The 24,644-nt window shown below is 37.7% G+C and carries 12 protein-coding genes; 9 read left to right on the top strand and 3 right to left on the bottom strand.

The genetic code is table 11. The features are described from left to right. Positions 1–58: 58 nt before the first annotated feature. The 9 genes from V5290_RS03515 to V5290_RS03475 all read left to right on the top strand — a co-directional run bounded on the left by V5290_RS03515 (position 59) and on the right by V5290_RS03475 (position 21,377). Positions 59–871, top strand: a complete 813-nt coding sequence (locus tag V5290_RS03515; protein ID WP_333381953.1) for a formate/nitrite transporter family protein — start codon at positions 59–61, stop codon at positions 869–871. Between the two features lie 220 nt (positions 872–1,091). After that, complete coding sequence (locus V5290_RS03510) at positions 1,092–1,904, top strand: helix-turn-helix domain-containing protein (protein ID WP_333381951.1); 813 nt, start codon at positions 1,092–1,094, stop codon at positions 1,902–1,904. A 38-nt stretch (positions 1,905–1,942) separates the two neighbouring features. Further along, complete coding sequence (locus V5290_RS03505; protein WP_333381949.1) at positions 1,943–9,850, top strand: SDR family oxidoreductase; 7,908 nt, start codon at positions 1,943–1,945, stop codon at positions 9,848–9,850. A gap of 2 nt (positions 9,851–9,852) precedes the next feature. After that, positions 9,853–12,339, top strand: coding sequence for a PfaB family protein (locus V5290_RS03500; protein ID WP_333381947.1), 2,487 nt, complete (start codon positions 9,853–9,855; stop codon positions 12,337–12,339). A gap of 9 nt (positions 12,340–12,348) precedes the next feature. Continuing rightward, the gene (locus tag V5290_RS03495; RefSeq protein WP_333381946.1) at positions 12,349–18,168 is read left to right on the top strand and encodes a beta-ketoacyl synthase N-terminal-like domain-containing protein; all 5,820 of its coding nucleotides are present in this window, start codon (positions 12,349–12,351) and stop codon (positions 18,166–18,168) included. Between the two features lie 10 nt (positions 18,169–18,178). After that, positions 18,179–19,819: a PfaD family polyunsaturated fatty acid/polyketide biosynthesis protein gene (locus V5290_RS03490; RefSeq protein WP_333381944.1), complete on the top strand. Its 1,641-nt coding sequence runs from the start codon at positions 18,179–18,181 to the stop codon at positions 19,817–19,819. A gap of 8 nt (positions 19,820–19,827) precedes the next feature. Then, complete coding sequence (locus tag V5290_RS03485; protein WP_333381942.1) at positions 19,828–20,262, top strand: VF530 family protein; 435 nt, start codon at positions 19,828–19,830, stop codon at positions 20,260–20,262. Positions 20,263–20,272: 10 nt separating this feature from the next. After that, a complete protein-coding gene (locus tag V5290_RS03480) occupies positions 20,273–20,728 on the top strand; it encodes a GNAT family N-acetyltransferase (protein ID WP_333381940.1) in 456 nt (151 codons plus the stop codon). Positions 20,729–20,858: 130 nt separating this feature from the next. Further along, complete coding sequence (locus tag V5290_RS03475) at positions 20,859–21,377, top strand: VF530 family DNA-binding protein (protein ID WP_333381938.1); 519 nt, start codon at positions 20,859–20,861, stop codon at positions 21,375–21,377. A 66-nt stretch (positions 21,378–21,443) separates the two neighbouring features. Here the strand turns inward: V5290_RS03475 and V5290_RS03470 are convergent, their stop codons facing one another. The 3 genes from V5290_RS03470 to fbp form a co-directional block, all read right to left on the bottom strand. After that, positions 21,444–22,043: a hypothetical protein gene (locus V5290_RS03470; protein ID WP_333381936.1), complete on the bottom strand. Its 600-nt coding sequence runs from the start codon at positions 22,041–22,043 to the stop codon at positions 21,444–21,446. 410 nt (positions 22,044–22,453) lie between these two features. Next, a complete protein-coding gene (locus tag V5290_RS03465; protein WP_333381934.1) occupies positions 22,454–23,023 on the bottom strand; it encodes a DUF2057 family protein in 570 nt (189 codons plus the stop codon). Positions 23,024–23,474: 451 nt separating this feature from the next. Further along, complete coding sequence (gene fbp / locus V5290_RS03460) at positions 23,475–24,476, bottom strand: class 1 fructose-bisphosphatase (protein WP_333381932.1); 1,002 nt, start codon at positions 24,474–24,476, stop codon at positions 23,475–23,477. Positions 24,477–24,644 lie beyond the last annotated feature (168 nt).

The following is a 24,644-nucleotide window of genomic DNA, read 5'->3' as shown; positions in this document are numbered from 1 at the left end:
TTAACCCGTAAGTTATTTAGCATATTAAATACTTACCAGAATAAAAGTGAGAAAAGCTATGTCTTATTTAGAACCCGCAGAGTTTGTAACCAAAATGGTCGATACTGGGGAATCCAAAGTTTATATGTCGACTAAGGACACCTTAATACGTGCTTTTATGGCGGGTGCCATTTTAGGATTGGCAGCTGTCTTTGCAATTACAGTTGCTACTAAAACAGGAAGTCCAATATTAGGTGCTTGTCTGTTTCCGGTGGGCTTCATTATGCTTTATTTAATGAAATTTGACTTGTTAACTGGTGTGTTTACTTTAGTGCCATTGGCATTATTAGATAAACGTGCCGGAGTTACTTTTTCAAGTGTTATGCGTAACTGGGGCTTAGTATTTATTGGTAATTTTGCGGGAGCAATGACAACAGCATTCATGATGTCCTTTATACTCACTTACGGTTATTCTGCAGATGGTGGGGTTATTGCAGCTAAAGTGAGTACAATTGGCGAATCAAGAACGCTAGGTTATCAAGAGCATGGCATTGGTGGATGGTTTACTATTTTTATTCGCGGAATGCTATGTAACTGGATGGTCTCAATGGGTGTAGTTGGTGCATTAATTTCAACTTCAGCTGGCAGTAAAATGGCTGCGATGTGGATGCCAGTAATGTTATTCTTTTACATGGGTTTTGAGCATTCAATCGTGAATATGTTTTTATTTCCATTTTCAATGATCATGGGCGGTGATTTTACTGTTTATGATTACCTGTTATGGAATGAAATCCCAACAGTATTAGGTAATCTAGCTGGTGGGTTATTATTAGTAGGTTTACCGCTATACTTTACTCATGTTAAAACGTCTAAAGCACGTAAATTAAGTTAAATAAAACTATTTACCGCCTGTTAATTTGCTCTTAATTGCTTAATATTTCAAATTGTAATTAAGGGCTTTCTGCATTGAATCTTCAAGACTTCCTTATTAATAAGCCAATATATTTTAGCGTGTTATTGCAATTCATTAAATATTAAGTATCGGTTGATTGTATAGGGTGTGATACCTGTGTATATTAAGCTTAATTTTAAATTTAAGTGAATTCATCATATTGAGCGCTAAGCAGCATAAAAACGCAACAACGACCCCAGAAATAAGAGCTTTTATCCATGACTCAGAGCTGCCGACTGCGGTACTTGCTCGTCTATTAAAAATTTCTGAATCTACCGTGCGCAAATGGCGCAAACGGGAAACCGTTGAAGATGCTTCTCACGTGCCAAAACATTTTAAAACAACGCTTTCACTTCAACAACAATATGTAGTTGTTCAGTTACGTACTCGATTAATGCTTTCTTTAGATGAACTGTTAGTGGTTTGTCGACAGTTTATTAATGAAAATACCTCGAGAGCTGGTCTACAGCGCTGCTTAAAACGCCATGGTGTGTCTAAACTGGCAGACATTGATCCTGCTGGTGAGTTAATTAAATTAGAGCAGCAAGTTACTGTTGCCATTAAAGACAATAGCTCGGATCAAGTACTTAAGTCAGTAGTGAGCCCTGAAGCAATGAGCGAAGTACTCAATCAACTACGTATTGAAGCCGCAGAGAAAAACAACACTAGTGAATTAGCTGATCATGCACGTAGTGCTAAAGCGCGCTCCTTAACTTGCTCAGATGTAGTACAAGTCAGCGTGACAACTTTGCCTGTTTTAGATAAAAAAACAACTAATCAACATCGTTTATTGATCGCTCATGACCCAGATAGTCAGTGGGTTTATGTCGATCTATATCAAGACGATGAAGCTGATGCTGCACGACGTTATATGCGCTACGTGTTAAAGCATGCACCATTTCATATTCGTCGCTTATTAGCGGCAAATTATAACGAATTTTTGAGCCGATTTCGTTTGCTAAGTGAAGTCTAAACACTAGTAAACAAATAGTAATGCCATTGGAGAACATAATGTCAAAAAAACAAAACACCAACATAGCGGCAGATAAGCGTATTAACTCTCGCTTACAAGAAACGCCAATAGCAATTGTTGGTATGGCTTCGGTTTTTGCTGAAAGTAAAAATCTAGGACAGTTTTGGGAAACCATAGTTAATTCTGTGAATGGCATTCAAGATGTACCAGAGGACCGTTGGGCAATTGATGATTATTATTCTGCAGACAAAAAAGAAGCAGATAAAAGCTATTGCAAGCGTGGTGGTTTTTTACCTGAAATTGATTTTGATCCGATGGAGTTTGGTCTTCCACCAAATTTATTAGAGCTAACTGATATTACACAATTAATGGCATTAGTGACGGCAAGAGATGTGATTGCTGATGCGGGTTTAAGTGTAGAAGGCAATATAGACCGCGATAAAATGGGTATCATTTTAGGTGTTGGTGGCGGTCAGAAGCAGGGCGGACAACTAATGTCTCGTTTGCAAGGCCCTGTATTAGAAAAAGTACTAAAAGCATCGGGTGTGAGTGATGCTGATACTAATGTGATCGTAGATAAATTCAAAAAAGCCTACATTCCATGGGAAGAGAATTCCTTTCCAGGCATGTTAGGTAATGTAATTGCAGGTCGTATTGCTAATCGATTCAATCTTGGCGGCACCAACTGTGTCGTTGATGCTGCTTGTGCAGGCTCTTTAGCGGCTATTAAAATGGCTGTATCGGATCTGTTAGAATATCGCTCGGATATGATGTTATCAGGTGGTATTTGTTGTGATAACTCACCGTTTATGTACATGTCATTCTCAAAAACACCAGCATTTACCGACGGTGACTGTATACGTCCATTTGATGATAAATCAAATGGTATGATGATTGGTGAAGGTGTTGGGATGATTGCGCTTAAGCGTTTGGAAGATGCTGAACGCGATGGCGACCGAATTTATTCAGTTATTAAAGGTATCGGTAGCTCTTCAGATGGCAAATTTAAATCTATTTATGCTCCTCGCCCAGAAGGACAATTAAAAGCATTAAAACGTGCCTATCAAGACGCAGGTTTTGACCCGAAAACATGTGGCTTAATAGAAGCTCATGGTACTGGCACTAAAGCGGGTGATGCTGCGGAGTTTAGAGGCTTAGAGCTACTGTTTAGTGAAAACAATGAACAAAAGCAACATGTCGCGTTAGGATCTGTTAAATCCCAAGTAGGTCATACTAAAGCAGCTGCGGGTACTGCTGGTTTAATCAAAGCTGCGTTAGCGCTACACCACAAAGTCTTGCCACCAACGATCAATGTAGATCTACCCAATAAAAATCTAAATATTGAAAATACCCCATTGTATATCAATACTGAGACTCGCCCTTGGATGCAGCGTACTGACGGTGTTAAACGTCAAGCTGGGATCAGTTCTTTTGGATTCGGTGGTACTAACTTCCATTTGGTATTAGAAGAATACTCACAACAACATGAACAACCTTATCGATTGAATGAGGTTGCTCAATCGTTTTTAATTGCCGCTGATAATAAAGCACAATTGATTGAGCTATTAACGACTCAGAAAAATGCTTTAAATGTTGACCAAGATAATCAGCCTTATGCTTATAATCAGTTTATTATCGATTTTCCGGTGCGTAAAATATCAGCCGATCATGCGCGTTGTGGTTTTGTAGCTAATGATATTGCCCATGCACAACAGCTATTAACACAAGCGATTGACAAATTAAAAGCCGAATCGTCTAAGCAGTGGTCAATGCCAACCGGTATTTATTATCAAGAGCAAGCTATTGACGGCAAAGGAAAAGTAGTTGCTCTATTTTCAGGTCAAGGATCCCAGTACGTTAATATGGGACGAGAATTAGTTTGTCATTTCCCAACTATGATGGCTAGTCAAGTTGCCATGGACAAACAGTTTGCTTTAACTGCATCAGGTAATGTCAGTGATGTGCTTTATCCTATTCCAGTATTCGATGCAGAGAAAAAAGATCAACAAGAGCAGACTTTACGTTCGACGGAGTACGCGCAACCTGCAATAGGTAGTCTGTCTGTTGGATTATTTAACACCTTCAAACAAGCTGGTTTTAAAGCTGATTTTACTGCAGGTCATAGCTTCGGAGAATTAACCGCTTTGTGGGCTGCAGGTGTTTATTCTGAACAAGATTATATGCGCCTTGCTATTGCTCGAGGCCAAGCAATGTCTACGCCCGATGGGGCTGATTTCGATGCAGGAACAATGGCGGCAGTCATTGGTGAAGTTGCATTAGTAGAGAATGTAATATCTGAAATTGATGGAGTCAGCATTGCTAATTACAATGCGCATAATCAAGCCGTTATTGCAGGTAATAAAACAGCGATTGCTGAAGCAACAGTAAAACTTAATAATTTACAACTAAAAGTAATTGAACTACCCGTTTCAGCTGCATTCCATACTCCATTAGTAGAGCACGCGCAGCAACCATTTGCTGCAGTAATTGATCAAATTAATTTCTTAAAACCGGATGTTAGCGTTTTTGCTAATGGTACTGGTGAAGCTCATAGCAAAGATCCTAAGAAAATTAAATCTGCACTTAAAGGGCATATTCTTGAATCAGTACAATTTAGTAAAGAGATCGAAAATTTATACAATGCAGGTGGTCGAATCTTTGTAGAATTCGGCCCTAAAAATGTATTAACTGGTTTAGTGAATAATATTCTGCAAGATAAATCAGATGTGGTAAGCATCGCAACTAATGGCAATGCCAAACAAGATGCTGATATGCAATTACGCTTAGCAGCAGTGCAATTAGCTGTTTTAGGGTTAGAGCTTGACAATATTGACCCTTATTCTGCTGTAAATCGCCCAACCGTTGCCCCTAAAAAATCGCCTTTAGCAATGAAGTTATCTGGCGCTGCCTATGTGAGCCCTAAAACGCAACAAGCTTTCCAAGATGCATTAACAGATGATTGGAAGATAAGTAACAATCAACAACCTATCACTGACATTAAAGAAGTAATAAAAGAAGTTGTTGTTGAAAAGGTAGTAGAAAAAGTCGTTGAAAAAATTGTTTACGTCGACAGTAATGGTAAACCTTTGGCTGATCAATCCGCTGTGGTAACAGAACCTGTGAAGACAGTAAATGCACAAGTATCGGTTAATAATATTCAAGATAGTGTTAAGCAGTTAATTGAGCATCAATCACAGTTATTGTCGGTACACCAAGCATATTTAGAAGGGCCAAACCAATATGCGGATACTTTCAAGTCCGTTTTAACTGCGCAAGCTGGTCAACAGGAATTACCTGAAGGTTTGGATAAAACCTTAAGTATGTATCATGATTTTCAAACAGAAACTTTAAGAGTACATGAGACTTACTTAAATAATCAGACGGAAAATATGCAGCAGATGCTGAGTAATGTGTCTGATACTAAAATAGTAAACACTCAAAAAATGGCATCTGCTACTGAAGATCAAAAAACTGTGCCACAGCAAAGTGACGTTAAACCCTTAGTAACTGATTTAAACCTGCAGGAGCAACTGCAAGCAACACATAATGTAGTTCAAGCTGCGCAAGTTAAACCGGTTAATAAAGTGCAAAAAAGCATATTTACCAACGAAGTGGTGTCACTTAATGGCAATCGTGATAATCAAGCAATAGCAGATACTATGCTCGCAGTGGTTGCAGATAAAACCGGTTATCCAACTGAAATGCTTGAGTTAAGCATGGATATGGAAGCTGACTTAGGTATCGATTCAATTAAACGTGTTGAGATTTTAGGCGCAGTACAAGACCAAATTACTGACTTACCAGAATTAGATGCTGAGCAACTAGCTCAAATGCGCACGCTTGAAGAGATTGTTATTTATATGAGCTCAGTGATGAGTGAAGCATCAAATACCTCTTCAAACATAGCAGTCAATAACAGCGAAGTAAGTTCTGTTTCTATTAACATTGACACAAAACTTATTGAACAAACCATGTTATCAGTTGTAGCTGATAAAACCGGCTACCCAACCGAGATGCTTGAACTGAGCATGGATATGGAAGCGGATTTAGGTATCGATTCAATTAAACGTGTTGAGATATTAGGCGCAGTGCAAGACCAAGTTACTGACTTACCAGAATTAGATGCAGAGCAACTAGCGCAAATGCGCACGCTTGAAGAGATTGTTATTTATATGAGCTCAGTGATGAGTGAAGCATCAAATACCTCTTCAAACATAGCAGTCAATAACAGCGAAGTAAGTTCTGTTTCTATTAACATTGACACAAAACTTATTGAACAAACCATGTTATCAGTTGTAGCTGATAAAACCGGCTACCCAACCGAGATGCTTGAACTGAGCATGGATATGGAAGCGGATTTAGGTATCGATTCAATTAAACGTGTTGAGATATTAGGCGCAGTGCAAGACCAAGTTACTGACTTACCAGAATTAGATGCAGAGCAACTAGCGCAAATGCGCACACTTGAAGAAATAGTCGTGTATATGAACTCGGTAATGGGTAGCACTTTAACTGAACAAGTAAACACACCGGTAGTAAATACCATTAGTACTGACACAAAGCTTATTGAACAAACTATGTTAGCGGTTGTAGCGGATAAAACTGGCTACCCAGCTGAAATGCTTGAGTTAAGCATGGATATGGAAGCGGACTTAGGGATTGATTCTATTAAACGTGTTGAAATATTAGGCGCAGTACAAGACCAAATTACTGATTTACCGGAATTAGACGCAGAACAACTAGCGCAGATGCGCACGCTTGAAGAAATAGTGGTGTATATGAACTCGGTAATGGGCAGTACCTTAACTGACCAAGTAAGTATAGTAGCAGTAAATACCACTAATATTGACACAAAGTTTATTGAACAAACTATGTTAGCGGTTGTAGCTGATAAAACCGGTTATCCAACTGAAATGCTTGAGTTAAGCATGGATATGGAAGCGGATTTAGGTATCGATTCAATTAAACGTGTTGAAATATTAGGTGCAGTACAAGATAAAGTTACTGACTTACCGGAGTTAGATGCAGAACAACTAGCGCAGATGCGCACGCTTGAAGAGATCGTCTTGTATATGAACTCAGTGATGCGAGGAAATGGTGTTATTACAAAGGCTAATGAAGATAGCATTACTGTAGATAGAGTATCTGCCGAAGACTCTGCGCAAAGTATCGATTTAGCCCATATAGAAAAAACTATGCTGTCAGTTGTAGCAGAAAAAACAGGCTATCCAATTGAGATGCTTGAACTAGATATGAATATGGAAGCGGACTTGGGTATCGACTCTATTAAACGAGTAGAAATTTTAGGTGGCGTACAAGATCAAATAACAGCACTTCCAGAGTTAGATGCAGAACAGTTAGCACAAATGTCTACACTAGCTGAAATTGTTAGTTATATGCACTCTGTACAATCTGATAATACATCTGTGATATCCGTTAATGCATTAAGCTCTGAATCATATGCGCCATTAACTGAAAACTTTGAGCCTGCACCTAGTGCAACGGTGGTAACAAAAAAGCTTGCTGCACTTGAATATTTTGATTCAAGTGCATTAAATCAAACCAATGGTAGTAAAAAACTATTGTTGGTTAATGATGGGCTTGATAGTTGTGTTTTAACTGCCAATGAATTAGCAAAGTTGGGTTGGAAGGTGACAGTGTTAACTCCTCACTGGATTAAGGTGAAGTTAACTAAACAGTTTGAGCAGCAGATTCAACTTGTTGATTTAGCATCCCTCGATGAATCGTTAATTGTTGAGGTTATGTCTGCTCAACAATGGCAATCGGTTATCTATTTGCACCCTAAAACTAATGCTCCTGGTATTGATTTTGATGTACAAGCTAAACAAGGGCTGCAATTAGCATTCTTGTTGGCTAAGTTATGTAAACTGAATCAAATAAATAATGAAGTCCGTTCATCTTTTTTAGTGGTGACACGACAAGGTGGTGACTTTGCAACAAACAATTTAGAAAGCAAAGCTGATTTAGTTCAGGGGGGGTTATCTGGGCTAGTTAAAACCTTAGCGCATGAGTGGGATAATGTTTTTTGCCGAATCCTTGATCTACCTTATAAATTTACAACGAACAAAGTTGCGAAAATAATCCTGTCTGAGTTGAATGACAAAGATCTTTTGCCAACAGAGGTTGGTTATAACAGTGACGGGCGATTGACTTTAGTTGCACAGAGTACAGATAGTTATCAATTAACTGCAGGTCAGACGATTAATCAAGAGTGTGTATTCTTAGTGAGTGGTGGTGCTAAAGGGGTAACTGCACATTGTATAGTCGAACTTGCTAAACAACATCAATGTAAATTTATCTTATTGGGCCGTTCGCAATACCAAGCTGTTGAAGCATCTTGGTCATTGGGCATAGACAGTGATATTGAATTGAAGAAAGCGGCAATGCAATACTTGCTAAATAACGGTGAAAAACCTAATCCAAAATCAGTGAAGCAGCTAATAAATACTGTTTTAGCTAATCGAGAAATTAAACAAACTTTACAGGCTATTACATTAGCTGGTGGTGTTGCTGAATATGTTGCAGCAGATGTATGTGATAAGCAGGCCTTACAGGCAGCAGTTGCTCCAATTATCGATTTATGGGGTAATGTTACTGGCGTTATTCATGGCGCAGGTGTGTTGGCCGATAAATTAATTGAAGATAAGACATTAAGTGAGTTCGAACAGGTTTATAGTACTAAAATTGATGGGTTAGCGGCTTTATTGTCCTGTTGTGAATTGGATAAGTTAACGCATCTTGCGCTATTTTCTTCGGCGGCTGGTTTCTATGGTAATCCAGCACAATCTGACTATGCAATTGCTAATGAGATCTTGAATAAAACAGCTTACCGTTTTAAAGCTTTATACCCTGCAACACAAGTATTGAGTTTTAACTGGGGACCTTGGGACGGCGGTATGGTTACAGCAGAGTTAAAACGCATGTTTGACCAACGTGGTGTGTACATCATTCCCATTGAATCGGGTGCTAAACTGTTAGCTCGCGAACTGGCAGCATCAGATAACCGCTGCGTACAGATTGTAGTGGGTACTGATATGTCTGGTTCAGATAAAGAGCCTGAATCAATAAAAGTAGACGGTCAAATTATTAAAGTATTTAACCATCAAGAAAATAGACTTTTATCCGACCACCAAATCGATGGCCAACCTGTTTTACCAACAGTATGTGCGATGGAGTGGCTTAAATCTGCCTGCGAGCAACAATACCCTGATTACCAATACCGTGGAATAAAAGGCTTTAAATTATTCAAAGGAGTTGTATTTGATGGGGCACATGCGGAACAATTTACACTGGACACGAAACTAGTAGAACAATCTGAAACGCAATTAAATATCGAGGTGTTGGTAAGCAGTAAGTCTGAGCAAGGCAAATTAGTTTACCATTATCAAGGCGTAGTGACTTTGATTAAACCTTTATCTGGTTTACCAACGTTGAAAGAACACCATACTGCATTGCCTGAATTAGTTAAAAAGCAGTCTCAGCAAGCATCTGAATTGTATGCTGACGGTAGTTTATTTCATGGTCAAAGTCTGCAGGGTATTCAACATATCCATCAATTAGATGAAACGGGTTTATTACTTGAATGTGCGATTAAAGTTGCTGCAAACCAAGATAATGATGAGTTCGATTTAACTGAAACGAATGTTGTTGCTAATGATTTGGTCTACCAAGCATTGTTAGTATGGACTAGTAAACAGTTAGGCATTGGCAGTTTGCCTACAAGTACTGGTAGCTGGGATGTATTCCGTGAAGTTAAATTAGGTGAGCACTTCTTTATCAAACTAACCGTAACCAAACACCAAGGGCAAAGTGTATTTGGTGATTTACTCTTAATTGATCAAGATAATAAAGTGATTAGTCAAATAAATGCTGCGGAAGTAACTTGTAGCCCAAGTTTATCTGAATTATTTAAGGCCAGCGCTTAATCATGATAGCGGTGTTGGGAATTGAGGTAAATATTGATTCAACTAGTAATGAAAATATTGCTATTGATGCTTTTGATTACCATTTATATCAAGGCTTGAAGATTGAGGCTCGAACCAAAACCTGTCTCAATAAGATGATCTCTGCTCTTAATTTATTAACCAATAAATTATTGAGTAATAATCACCTTAGCCGTTCGCAGGTTAAGTTGGCTATTTGTGGCACTAAAATTAACTCTGATATTCAGCCGTTTGCAGAGTTATTTTCTGCCACTAATAACTATGAGTCACTAAGTGATGCCTTAAGTGATTGTGTCTGTGGAGACATTGAGCAAGCTAAGCCAACGCTAATAGTTAGTCTTGATTATAGTTGCTTCAACGCTTGTGCAGCGATTTTGGTCACTCCGCAAGTTACGCTAAAAGATATTAATTCACCATTAAGCCAATGCCATTGTTATGGGTATATTAATGCACAAAGTGTGGCGAACAATGAATCATCTAAAACAAGCCAGAGAGACTTAATTGAACAGCATCTCGAAGAATTTATGGTGCATAGTGATTTAGACCCTGAACAACTTGAATCAATTATTATTAATCAAGCTATATCGTCGATATCGACCATTGATCATGCACAAACCTATTTAGCATTCTCTGATAAAAAGCTGCAACATAGCCCTTCAAATAAACGTACACTGTTAACCAGTATCGACTGCTATGACAGTCAAGACGAGCAGTTTATGGCGTTGCTTAGCTTAATTTCCAGTGTGTTATGTGTTGATCAACAATACCGTTTAGGTTGCCGAGGCAGATTATTATTGGCAGAGCCTACAGGTTCAAGAACTGGAATGTGGCGCAATTCTCCTTATTATTTATTGCCTGAATCAACAAGTTATTTAACCCAAAGCCAGAATCAAACTAGGCAGTTATTATTAAGTTTCGCAGCTAAAAGTTCACATCAATTAATATTGGTTTCTAACTTGGATATTATTAACAATAAGCAAGTTACTCCAAGTTATAATAATGGATTTTTAGCACAACAACAGATGAAGCCATTTGTATTCAAAGGGACTTCAGTACAACATTTCATTGAAATGTTGCGTTGCTGTGAGCAGTCAATTTTACAAGAAGAACAAAGTTTCAAAGGTTTTAGTGAAAAGCATTATAAAGCTAGTCAATATAATTATCTAAACCTTCAATCCAATCAAAAAAGTCATTATTGTCTAGTATTATTAGCCGATTGTTTTGAACAATTATCTGCAGAAATAACATTAGCTGTTAATGGTTTACCAGCAGCATTAAATAATAACCAAGTATGGAAAACACCACGAGGCAGTTACTTTAGTGGACAGTTAGTTGAAGAAATAAAGCCTAAAAAGCCACTCAGCTTTGTTTATCCTGGAGTGGGGGCTTTATATGTAAATATGGGGAAAGATCTATTACGTTTGTTTCCTCATTCGCATCATGCGTTGACCCAAATGAGCCCCGATCTAGCACAGAGCTTGCAGGATCAATTGATCACACCAAGACATCTTAGTGTTGATCGAGAACAGCAACTTCAAGACCAAAAAAACTTAAGGCATAACTTGGCAAATATTGCTGAAGCTGGTGTCAGTTATGCTTACTTATTGACTCATATTTTTCAATGCGGTTTGTCATTAAATGCCACTAGTGCTGCTGGGTATAGTATGGGCGAAGTAAGTATGTTTGCTGCATTAGGTTGCTGGGAAAACCCGCATTTATTAAGCCAAAGATTACGTCATAGTCCTATCTTTAATGATCAATTGGCAGGTCCTTTAAAACGTCTTGAGACAGCTTGGGGAGAAACTAATGGTGGTAATTCACATGATTGGGAATCATTCCATATCAAAGCTGGATTAGTACAGGTTAAAGCTATTATTTCAGATTACCCCCGTGTTTATATTACCATTCGCAATACTGCTGATAGTTTAGTGATTGCCGGCGAGCCAAAGCAGTGTTTAGCGCTAGCTGAGGAGTTAGGGGTTAGGGCGATTGCATTGAATGTAAATAACATTATTCATTGTGAATTATCTCAGACCGAATATCAGCGAATGCAATTAATGTATTCATTGCCCGTTCAGCAAAAGTTAGCGTGTCAGTTATTTTCTACTTCTTGCTATTTACCAGTACCTATTACTGAAAAAGCGATAGCTGTTAGCATCAGTAAGTGTCTAACTGAGTTTGTTGATTTTCCTCGTTTAATTAAAAATATGTATGCCACTGGCGAGCGAGTATTTATTGAAATGGGGGCTGGGAAATCATTAAGTACTTGGATTGAGAGAATTTTAAAGAATAATCAGCGTGCCGTAACTTGTTTGTCAGTGAATCAGAAAAATTTTGATGATTATACTGCGATTCTCAAAACTGTCGCAGCATTAGTCAGTCTTGGTTATCCCGTGAATTTACAGCCTTTTTTTAATGGAACGTTAGTTCGTTCCGTTGAAAAAATTGCTGAACCCGTATTAGTATCATAGAGAGTATTTATGGAAAACATTGCCGTTGTAGGTATTGCGAATCTTTTTCCTGGTTCAAGTGCACCAGAAGAGTTTTGGCAACAATTATTACAAAAACAAGACAATCGTACGGCTATCACTGAGCATGAGTTAGGGGTTAATCCTGAGCTATATTTGGGTAAAAAAGGTGATAATGATAAATATTATTGTCTGTATGGCGGTTATGTTCGTGACTTTGAATTCGATGCTCAAGAATATTTATCAGCCAATCATTCGTCTTTTACTGCTAGTGATTTAATGCAATTGGATGATTTACATCAATGGTCTCTTTACGTTACTAAACGAGCATTGCAGGATGCAGGGTATTGGCAAAGTGAACAGTTAAAGCAGTGTGGTTTAATTTTAGGGAATCTATCATTCCCAACAAAGCGCTCAAATCACCTGTTTTTAGAATCTTACCGTCAAGTCGTTGAGTTGGCGTTACAAGAAACTATTCACGCGAAGTTTAAATTATCTACTTTTGCAGCACAACAAAATGTAACTCCTGAAAACGGACTAGTGGCTGGATACCCAGCGGCTTTGTTAGCGCAAGTTAATGGTTTAGGTTGCCAATACTTTGCGTTAGACGCTGCTTGTGCATCGTCTTGTTATAGCGTCAAACTAGCCTGTGACTATTTACACACAGGAAAGGCAGATATGATGCTAGCTGGTGCGGTATCGGCAGCCGATTCATTATTTGTAAATATGGGTTTTTCTATTTTCCAAGCTTTCCCTGAAAATAACCGACATGCGCCATTTGATAAGGATTCGCAAGGGTTATTTGCTGCGCAAGGAGCGGGAATGATGCTGCTTAAGCGACACAGTGATGCCATTCGTGATGGAGATAAAATTCATGCTGTGATTAAAGGCGGAGCATTGACTAATGATGGCAAGGGAGAATTCGTCTTAAGCCCTAACAGTAAAGGACAAGTGCTCGCATATCAAGAAGCTTACCGTAATGCTGAAATCGATCCCAGACAAGTTGATTACATTGAATGCCATGCAACCGGTACTCCTAAAGGTGATAAAGTTGAACTCAGTTCAATGGAACAATATTTCAGTGAGTACCAGCATAAACCGTTACTTGGATCTGCAAAATCTAATCTAGGGCATTTGTTAACTGCTGCGGGCATGCCGGGAATGACTAAAGCGATTTATGCACTAAATAATGAGGTTATTCCTGCCACCATTAATGTAGATAATGCGATTAGTACTCAAAAAGGTTATTTTTCTGCCGCTCAAATTCCAACGGAAGCAGTCGAGTGGCCTCAAAAGGGTCATCAAAAAACCGCAGGTGTTAGCGTATTTGGCTTTGGTGGGAGCAATGCGCATTTGGTACTACAGGCAGGTAGAAGTGAATATATTGAAAATACGCAGCAAATCAACACGGTAGAAAAGCTTGCAATTGTTGGGATAGATTGCCATTTTGGTCAAGTAGACAGCATGTTGGCTTATCAAGAAGCTATTAACACCAAAAAAACATGCTTTAGTACTTTACCTAAACAACGTTGGCAAGGTATTGAGAAGCAATCATCACTACTGAATCATTTAGGGCTTAAAAATGCACCGAAAGGTAATTATATTAGCCAGTTCGATATTGATTTTTTGCGTTTTAAAATTCCTCCAAACGAACAAGATAGTTTAATTGCTCAACAGCTATTAATGATGAAAGTAGCTGATAATGCTGCAAGGGATGCAGGTTTAGTTGAAGGGGGAAAAGTTGCTGTGCTCGTCGCTATGGGCTTGGAGTTAGATCTTCACCAATACCGTGGCCGAGTTAATTTAGCAACACAAATTCAAGACAGCCTTGAGCAGCTTGGAGTTAAACTAACAGAACAACAACAGACAGAATTAATTAATATTAGTAAGCAAAGTATTAATGATCCAGCACAACTAAATCAATATACGAGTTTCATTGGTAATATTATGGCATCCCGGATCTCGGCACTATGGGATTTTAGTGGGCCTGCTTTTACCGTGTCTAGTGAAGAAAACTCAGTGTATAAATGTGTAGATATTGCAGATAATTTATTAAAAACATCAGACCTTGAAGCGGTGATTATTGCAAGTGTAGATCTTGCTGGTAGTTTTGAAAATATCAGTTTACGCCAACAGTTTTTACCTGTTTCTGAACAAGCGGAAGTTGCTGAAAGCCCTGCCCAACAATCACAATGGTTAGTGGGTGAAGGTGCAGGCGCGTTTGTTGTTAAAGCCAATCATCAAGTTAAACCAGAGCAAGTCTATGCAGATATTGATGCTTGTTTATTTGCTAATAACTCTGATGTAACGAATCAACAACAAGTAATTAATGCGAGTCTACAACAAGCTAAGATCACTGCACATGATGTGTGCCATGTTGAAACTTTTGCTGTAGGTGATACAAAACAATTAGCAGATGAGGCTCAATCATTAGCACAGGCTTACCCTAAAGCAGATCTTGTTTCTTCTAAACAATATGTTGGACATTGCTTTAATGCCTCTGGGATGGCGAGTCTATTATCTAGTGTTATCGCGCTACATAATCATCAAGAGAACACACCAGATAGCCAAAGTAATAAGTATGTAGCAGTGAATGGTCTAGGGTTGGATATGAGCGTAGCTCATTTAATTTTGTCTAATAAACAAGCCTGTAGAAAAATTAGTGCCTTACCACAAATAAAAACTAAATTAAGCTTAATGAAAACAGTGATTTTAGGTGGAAAATCGATTTTTAATGCAATATACGAGCTAAAGAACACCTCTGATATAAAAAGTATTCAACAACAGTTTATTAAACATTTTACACCAGCTACTGCTGCACCGGTTAGACAGCACCAGTCAATGCCGGAGATTGCATTACATAACAGGACTGTAATGGAAAAAACACAAGAAATGCCAATGAAACATAAGTCAAAAAACATGATTGAACACGCTGAGCAAATGACTCAAACTCAAGTAAAAAGTCATATCAGTCAACAACATCAAACTCACCAAGCTTTTTTGCGCCATCGTTTTATGGCGGAAAAACAAATCGCTAGTTTGATTAAATTACAGTCTGAAATGATAGGTTCTGATTCAGTAACGGAATCAACTAATGATAGTTTCGCGAGAAAACTCGAATCGACTAATGAATCTAATTTAAATGTTAATTATTCAAAGACTAAACTTTCGACACATTCAAGAATACCGGGTGTAATCAATATTAAAGGGCAGAGTGGTTATGACTATCCTCCTTTACAATTAGTTGAACAATATAACCAACCGAATAAAGTAATCTTCAATACGGCGCAACTAGTTGAGTTTGCTGAAGGCGATATTGGTAATGTATTTGGTGAAGAGTATCGTATTATCGATAGTTACCCAAGACGTGTACGTTTGCCAACCACTGATTACTTGTTGGTGAGCCGGGTTACCGATTTACAAGCAACAACAAATCAATATAAAAAATCGTCAATGATCACTGAGTATGATATTCCAATGGATGCGCCTTTCTTGATTGACGGGCAAATACCTTGGTCTGTAGCAGTTGAATCTGGGCAATGTGATTTAATGCTTATTGCTTACATTGGGATTGATTTTCAAAATAAAGGTGAGCGTGTTTACCGCCTGTTAGATTGTGAGTTAACCTTTTTAGAAGAGATGGCGTTTGGCGGCGAAACGCTTCGCTATGAAATTCATATTGATTCTTATGCTAAGAATGGTGAGCAACTGTTATTTTTCTTTCACTACGATTGTTATGTTGGTGATAAAAAAGTACTGATCATGCGCAATGGTTGTGCTGGATTCTTTACCGATGAAGAATTGGCTGACGGTAAAGGTGTAATTAGTACTGCACAAGATCAAGTACAATTAGATAACGCTCAAAAAAGTCAATTTACCCCGTTAATCAACAACAGCCAGACACAATATGATTATCAAGATATGTTAAAACTAGTCGACGGTGATATCACAGGATGTTTTGGTGAAAATTATGATCAACAAGGGAGAAATCCATCTTTAAAATTCTCTTCTGAAAAATTCTTAATGATTGAAAGGGTGACCAAGATAGATCCTCAAGGTGGGCATTGGGGACTAGGCCTATTAGAAGGCCAAAAGACCTTAGCTCCAGATCATTGGTATTTCCCATGCCATTTTAAAGATGATCAAGTAATGGCTGGATCTTTAATGTCTGAAGGATGTGGCCAAATGGCGATGTTCTTCATGTTGTGGTTAGGTATGAATGGTCAGGTTAATAATGCACGTTTCCAACCTATGCCTGGAGAAGCCCAAACAGTACGTTGTCGTGGACAAGTACGTCCGCAGCATAATACTTTAACATATCGTATGGAAGTGACAGCAATAGGCATGACACCACGTCCATTTATTAAAGCTAATATTGATATTATATTGGATGGTAAAGTCGTCGTTGATTTCAAAAACTTATGTGTCGAAATTAAAGAACAAGATCAAAATAGCCCATTTCCAGTGAAATTACCATACTCAGTGCAACAACAAAACTTAGAGTTGAGCGATGTTGTGGTGCCACACAGTGGTAAGGTGGTTTTGGATGAACGAGGCATTAATCCTTTTGCGCATATTGAACGCCCATTAATGCGTGTTGAGTCAGACTTTACAGCAGCAACGAATAAAGGGGTGGTGCCGATTAAACACTTCCCAGCACCATTTGCCGCACAACAAAACCGGGTTCCAGATACTGCACCTTTTACGCCTTGGCATCTTTTCGAGTTTGCAACGGGTGATATTAGTCAATGTTTTGGTCCTGAGTTTTCTGTGTATCAAGGCCGTACACCGCCACGAACTCCTTGTGGTGATTTACAGGTTGTTACGCAGGTTACGGAAGTTGTAGGCCAACGTATGGACTTTAAAACACCATCAAGTTGCGTTGCAGAATATGTTGTACCAGAAGACGCTTGGTATTTTACTAAAAATAGCGCTGAAAATTGGATGCCTTATTCATTGCTAATGGAAATTGCATTACAGCCTAACGGCTTCATTTCTGCCTATATGGGAACGACATTAAAATATCCAGAAAAAGATTTATATTTTCGTAACCTAGATGGCCATGGTGAGATAGTAAATAGTATTGATTTACGCGGTAAAACCATTGTGAATAAATCAGTATTACTATCGACGAGTATGGCGGGCGGAGCAATTATTCAAAGCTTTAGCTTTGAGTTAAGTGTTGCAGGGCAATGTATATATAGAGGTGGTGCAGTATTTGGTTACTTTAGTTCAGATTCTTTGACTAACCAATTGGGTATTGATAATGGAAAAATTACAGAACCTTGGTTTGTTACTAACAACACGCCAAAAACGCAACTGACTCAGTTAGATCTAACTAACGAGCGTTCAAGTTTATTTACGATAGATCCTGCCAAGCCTGCTTATCGTCTAGCAGGTGGACAGCTCAATTTCGTCGACCAAGTGACTATAGTGGAAGGGGGCGGTGATCATCAATTAGCCTATGTTTACGGGCAACGTACCATAGATGCGAGTGATTGGTTCTTCCGCTATCATTTCCATCAAGATCCTGTGATGCCTGGCTCTCTAGGTGTAGAGGCGATTATTGAACTGTTACAATGTTATGCATTACAGAATGATTTGGGCAAACAATTTAATAACCCACGCTTTATCGCACCTGAAACAAAAGTTGCTTGGAAGTATAGAGGTCAAATAACGCCATTAAATAAACAAATGAGTTTAGATGTTCATATCAAAGAAATTATTAGTAACACATCTGAAGTTCGAATTATTGGTGATGCCAATTTATCTAAAGACGGATTACGTATCTATCAAGTTGAAGATATCGTGCTGAGTATTATCGAAGCTTAAAGAGACATTTATGACACTAGCAACTAACAACACATTACTTGAAGCTAATGCCAATACCATAGATTGGAATTGGACAGTAGCTGAAAGTAACTTAAAGCATGAACAAGAAAATATTAAAACTGCACTATTAGCAGTTGATAAACCACTATATCTAGCGCAAACAGATCAAGGTGTAGGTGTTTGTCACCATCTATCTGATGAATCGGATCAACAGTCGGATAAGGCGGTAATTGGTTTTGCACAGGCCTTAACACCCGAACAATTAGGTAGCGAACAATTTAAACAAGCTCACGGTGTTAAGTATGCCTATCATGGCGGAGCAATGGCCAACGGCATTGCGTCTGTAGAACTAGTTATTGCATTGGGCAAAGCAGGTATGTTGTGTTCATTTGGCGCTGCTGGATTGGTGCCTGATGTCATTGAAGAGTCTATTAAGCGAATTCAAAAAGCGCTACCAAATGGACCATTTGCAGTAAACTTGATTCATGCACCAAGTGAAGAAGCTTTAGAATCGGGGGCAGTAGAGCGATTCTTAAAACTAGGTGTTAATACCGTTGAGGCTTCAGCTTTTTTGGCACTAACTCAGCATATCGTGCATTATCGTGTAGCTGGTTTATCACAAAATCCAGATGGTTCGGTGAACATTAACAATAAAGTCATTGCAAAAGTGTCACGCACGGAAGTGGCTGAACGTTTTATGTCACCACCGCCACAGAAGTTTTTAGATAAGTTGCTAGCAGCAGGTAAAATCACGCCTTTACAAGCAGAATTGGCCTTAAATGTACCGATGGCAGATGATATCACTGCAGAAGCAGACTCGGGTGGCCATACTGATAATCGTCCATTTTTAACTTTATTACCTACTATTATTAAACAACGTGATCAATTGCAAGCCAAATATAATTATGCAGTACCACTTCGTGTTGGTGCTGGTGGTGGCATTGGAACACCAGAATCTGCATTAGCAGCTTTTAATATGGGAGCTGCTTACGTTGTATTGGGTTCGGTAAACCAAGCTTGTGTTGAAGCTGGAGCTTCTGAACATACCCGCAAGCTATTATCTAATATCGAGATGGCAGATGTGACTATGGCACCTGCCGCTGATATGTTTGAAATGGGCGTTAAGCTGCAGGTGGTCAAGCGTGGTTCAATGTTTGCGATGCGTGCCAACAAATTATATGAACTGTATAGCCAATATCCAAGTATTGAAGCGATACCAAGTATTGAACGCGAAAAAATAGAAAAGCAGATATTTCGTCAAAACCTCGATCAGGTTTGGCAAACCACCATTAGCTTTTTTCATGAACGCGATCCCGCGATGTTAGCAAGAGCAAAAAATGATCCAAAACGTAAAATGGCATTAATATTTCGCTGGTATTTAGGGCTTTCTTCGCGATGGTCAAACATTGGAGAAGTAGGGCGGGAAATGGATTACCAAATTTGGGCAGGTCCAAGTTTAGGCGCCTTTAATAGTTGGGTTAAGCATACTTATTTAGCTGATTACCAACAACGTCGGGCTGTTGATGTAGCTTTACATTTATTAACTGGCGCAGTATACCTAGCACGTATTAATCAACTTAAATTACAAGGGATTAATATTCATAATAGTTTACTAAATTATCAGCCAGACACGACACTTTTAGCTCAATAAGGTATTACATGACCGCGAAAAAACAAAACAACCCACTCTTTGGTTTAAAGCTAGAAGTGTTACTCACTGAGCTATCTGATCACTATACATGGCCAGGATTAAGCGAAGCCTTATGCATTGACAGATTTAATTTTCATACGGGGATGAAATCAACCTGTAAATTTTTAAGAAATAATCAGTGGGCGAGAGAGAAAGTAGAGATGTTTTATCTTTATGAATTTAAGGCTTACCCTTACCCAGAAGCTAAGATTTTAGCTAAGCAACCTCGTGACCATAACTTACCAGAGGGGGCAGTAAGTGGAGAGCCTTCAGTAATAAACGATAGTTTAATTGATCGTGTGGATATTGCTTGTAAACATCGTGTTTATGAAAAAAAACCGCTAATAAATAATGAACCAGTTTATGACCCAAGTGATCCTTGGGGAGTTAATAAAAATAATTAGGAAGTAAATCATGGAAGACTGGCAGTTTCAGTTATTTTCAGAGTTATCGGCTCAACGCTTATATCAAATTTTAAAGCTAAGACAGGATGTATTTGTGCTTGAACAAAGCTGCTTGTATGCTGATTTAGACCAATTAGATCAACAATCAGCGCATGTTTCATTAATTGATGAAGAAAATGATGAATTATTAGCTTATTGTCGAATATTACCTGCAGGGCTTATTTATGAAGATGTTGCAATAGGTCGTGTTGTAGTCAGTCAAGGTGCTAGAAACAAAGGCATTGCCAAGAAATTAATGAAAAAAACTATCGCGTTTGTTGAATCCGAAATGCATGCATCAGCTATAACTGTTTCAGCGCAAAGTCATTTACAAGGATTTTACCAATCACTGGGATTTTTAGTGATATCTGAACCTTATGATGAAGATGGTATAGAGCATATTACTATGCGCTTAATTTTTAATTAATGCTTTAGTTAATTATTTAGTGAATAAACAGCTTAACCAATAACTGATTAGCTAATATAATTGTCTGGAATAGGTTTCAAATATTGAAGCCTGCTATAATCAAACAAAAAATATATCCCTAGGAATACAGATGTCTGCAGAGTTGCAACGTAACAATCCACTGCATGGTTTAAAAACAGAAACCATGTTAACTGAGCTCGTTGAGTTTTATGGCTGGAAAATACTATATGCCGCAACACGTTTTAAGTGTTTTGATGTAAATCCTACGATCAAAGGCAGTTTAAAATTTTTACAAAAACAAGAGTGGGCAAGATTGAAGCTAGAAAGCTTTTATTTATACCGTTTTAAGCGCATGCCTAAACCTAACGATGTAGAGTTTAACCTTAATCCTCGTGAACGTGGTTTCGAACATGGCATTGTGCCATTGTCACCAATGAAATTGACTATTGAATCTATTGAGTTATCTCAAGCTAAAGCTGCTTCAGCCTTTCAAGAAAGACAAAATGAAAAGCGCCACAGCAACAATATGCGACACCGTAAAGAGCAGGGGAGTAAACATCCAATGCGTGATAATAAAGTTAAGTCTCAATCTTCAACATCAAGCAAAAATGAGCCTAAATATGATCCAAGTAATCCTTGGAACGTGTAGCTTAGTTTTTTATATAGTCAGTTAGATAGCAAAGTGGTGTTACGAGCAGCTTTGTTATCTTTATGACTATACCTCTAACTGTCTTTTCAATAGTAGTATTTGCTTAATTAACTTAGATTTTTCTAATTTTGCTAATTCGGTAACTTGTAACTCAGTATTAAGTAATGTTTGTATGTCGACTTGATCATCTTCAGTAGAGCCCTGTAATGAAGCAGCATTTAGTTGCGCTTTTAATTGTAAGTTCTCTTGCTGCACTTGTTTAACTTGTTGCTGTAAAGATTGGATAGAACGGTGACTTTCACTCTCAGCAAAAATTAATAGTTCTAAAGTTGCATTTAAAGGTGACTTTTTGGCAATTTTTTTAAGCTGATCACCGGCTTTGACTGACATATTAAACGTATATAACTTTTTGCCGTTGTCACTGTCTCGCGACTTTTTGCTCCGCCAAGCTTTAAACATTTTATTACGCAACTCTCTGCCTTCTGCAGAAGTTTCTAACAGATGGCAAAAATCAATAAACTGAGCTTCATCCATAGCATCTACATCTAACTCCTCACCGTCTAATAATGGGGTTAAAAGCGCAGACTTAGGCATTAAATAGTGTTTAACCCAATTACGATTTAGATCGTTCCATTCAAATCCGGTAGGTGTTTCGACTGTGACCATATGAAGCTCCTTATCTCATATAACCTGAAGTAAAAAATAATGCCATTACTATAAGCATAAAGCATTTTAAAATAAAGTAATGCTGTTAGCTTGTTTAGAATGAGAAAACTTTAATACTAATTAATTGATTTAATTAACAAACTAAACAACTTAGTTATTCGTTGTAAGCTTTGTGAGAGGAGTTTTAATAAAAAGTTAGTACCATTGGTATATTTGCGATTAAATGATATAACTTTGTGTATTAAAAAAACAATCGCACGAAAGCAACTAAGTAATTTATCTGTTCAAAATAAGGCCATCTAATTAATATGCCCCTATCCGTTAGTATCAAGTTTTTAGTAATAATCTAGCGGCAGATTCAGATTTAATGAAAAATTCTGTCGCTATATAATTTGTGTGTTTAAAGAAAACTATTTAAAGTCGTTGTTGATTAACCAAATTTTAAATTGTTTCTTTTGTTCTGGACTAGCTACCTTGTATTGCTCTATTAAGCTATTGGTGGCTATTTTTTTGACTGAATTTTCAGTTACTTGCAAGTTGTTTTTTTGGTTATATTTGGCGACTAGACCTTCGATATCAGCGTAAGGAGCAAAGCCTTCTCCATATAATTGTTCTGATGAATCTACTTGATATTTACCTGCATCGTTATTAACGAACCAATTTAAGTGAGTCGATATTTTTTGCGTCGCTTGTGCGTAACTGGCCAGTTTTTCCGTAGATATCGTTGTATCTCCATCTACCTTGATATTGAATATATAAGGTCTACTTTCTAATAAACGTTCATCTCTAAATGCATTTGAGTACCTAACCACTACCTGATGAATGCCGTCTTTTACTTCGAATTTGTTATCAGATAAAAAAGAGCTTTTTACCTCAGTACCATTAACGGCCATTAATTGTAGATCGTTGTTGGTAATAATCTCACCCGAAAAAGCTAAAGGGCTGATGGCTAGTGATAAAATTAATCCTGCAATTCTCATATGTTTTCCTAACTGAATATTTTTGATTTTCCCAATATGACAGATCACTAAGGATTTTGGTATCTTCATAAATGATTTATGTCCATAAAATGAGAAAAAGTAAATTGTCTGCGTAAAATTTAAACTATCTTGAATCCAAGTAATAAGTGCAACAATATAAAATTTTTATTAGTTAATTAATATAACCGATTTATATTTCAGTTAAATAATAAGTGAGTATTAAATATATTGTTTTTTACAGCTTCTTAAAAAATTGCTCAGAACCTTTTATCACACCATTTATAGACTGCAGACTGGGTATATTAAAATACCTCACTTAAAAGCAAATAGGTGATAAAGTAATACAAATTGAAGGTGGGTTAGTATATGAATGCCTCACTACAAAGAGAATGGTGCAGGGGAAAGTGAGAGAATAGAGAGGTTATTTCAACCTCTCTATTTGATAGGTAACTTATTCTGGATTATCAGCAATCATTTGTTCTGCGGTTTTAACCATATCAGCACTACCACACATAAATGGTACACGTTGATGTAAGGCAGTTGGATCAATTTCCATAATACGTTGTGTACCAGTACTAGCAATACCACCTGATTGTTCAGCTAAGAATGCGATAGGATTACATTCATATAATAAACGTAATTTACCTTCTGGCGCTTGTGCTGTTGATGGATACATAAAAATACCACCTTTTAATAAATTACGGTGGAAATCAGCAACTAATGAACCGATGTAACGAGAAGTATAAGGGCGGTTATCTTCAGGTACGATTTCTTGACAGTACTTAATATATTTTTTAACGCCTAAAGGGAATTTGAGGTAGTTACCTTCGTTAATCGAGTAGCATTTACCTGATTTAGGTTGTTGCATATTTTCATGTGATAAGTAGAAAACACCTAACGATGGATCACATGTAAAGCCATGTACACCGTTGCCTGTTGTATAAACAAGCATTGTCGATGAACCATAGATAACGTAACCAGCAGCAACTTGCTTAACACCTGGTTGCAAGAAGTCTTCTAATATTACTGGTGTACCAACCGGACTAATACGTCGGTAGATAGAAAAAATAGTTCCAACAGATACGTTAACGTCAATATTTGTAGAGCCATCTAATGGATCCATTAGTACAACATATTTACTGTTCATGCCGCGTTCACTATCGAAGCTGACAAAGTCGTCTTCTTCTTCAGAGGCGATACCACAAACTTCTCCACGAGCTTCTAAAGCTTGTTTAAATTTATCATTTGCGTATAAATCGAGTTTTTGTTGTGTTTCACCCTGAATATTTTCAATACCAGTTGCACCAATAATATTGGCAATTCCAGCTTTATTTATTTCACGGTTAACAATTTTAGATGCTAAACGTATCGCACCCAACAAACCCGTAAGTTCCCCACTTGCTTCTGGGAAATCATGTTGTTTTTCAATTATGTATTCGCCTAAAGTGATCATATGCTCTCCAATAATTTTAGATTTTAATTATAATCTAAATAACAATCTTTGTTTGATTAAAGGTGTGAGCTACCTCTTAATATTGCACTTGGAAGTAGTATTGTATTACAAATTAGAGGTTAATAAAAAGTTAATAAGTTGTAGAATTATCTAGTATTAGGGATTGAA

Origin of the sequence: Psychromonas arctica (assembly GCF_036697365.1) — a bacterium.
In the GTDB taxonomy this organism is placed as follows: Bacteria; Pseudomonadota; Gammaproteobacteria; order Enterobacterales; family Psychromonadaceae; genus Psychromonas; species Psychromonas arctica_A.
The sequence above is the reverse complement of the archived record's forward strand: the minus strand, read 5'-3'. Positions and strand labels throughout refer to the sequence as shown.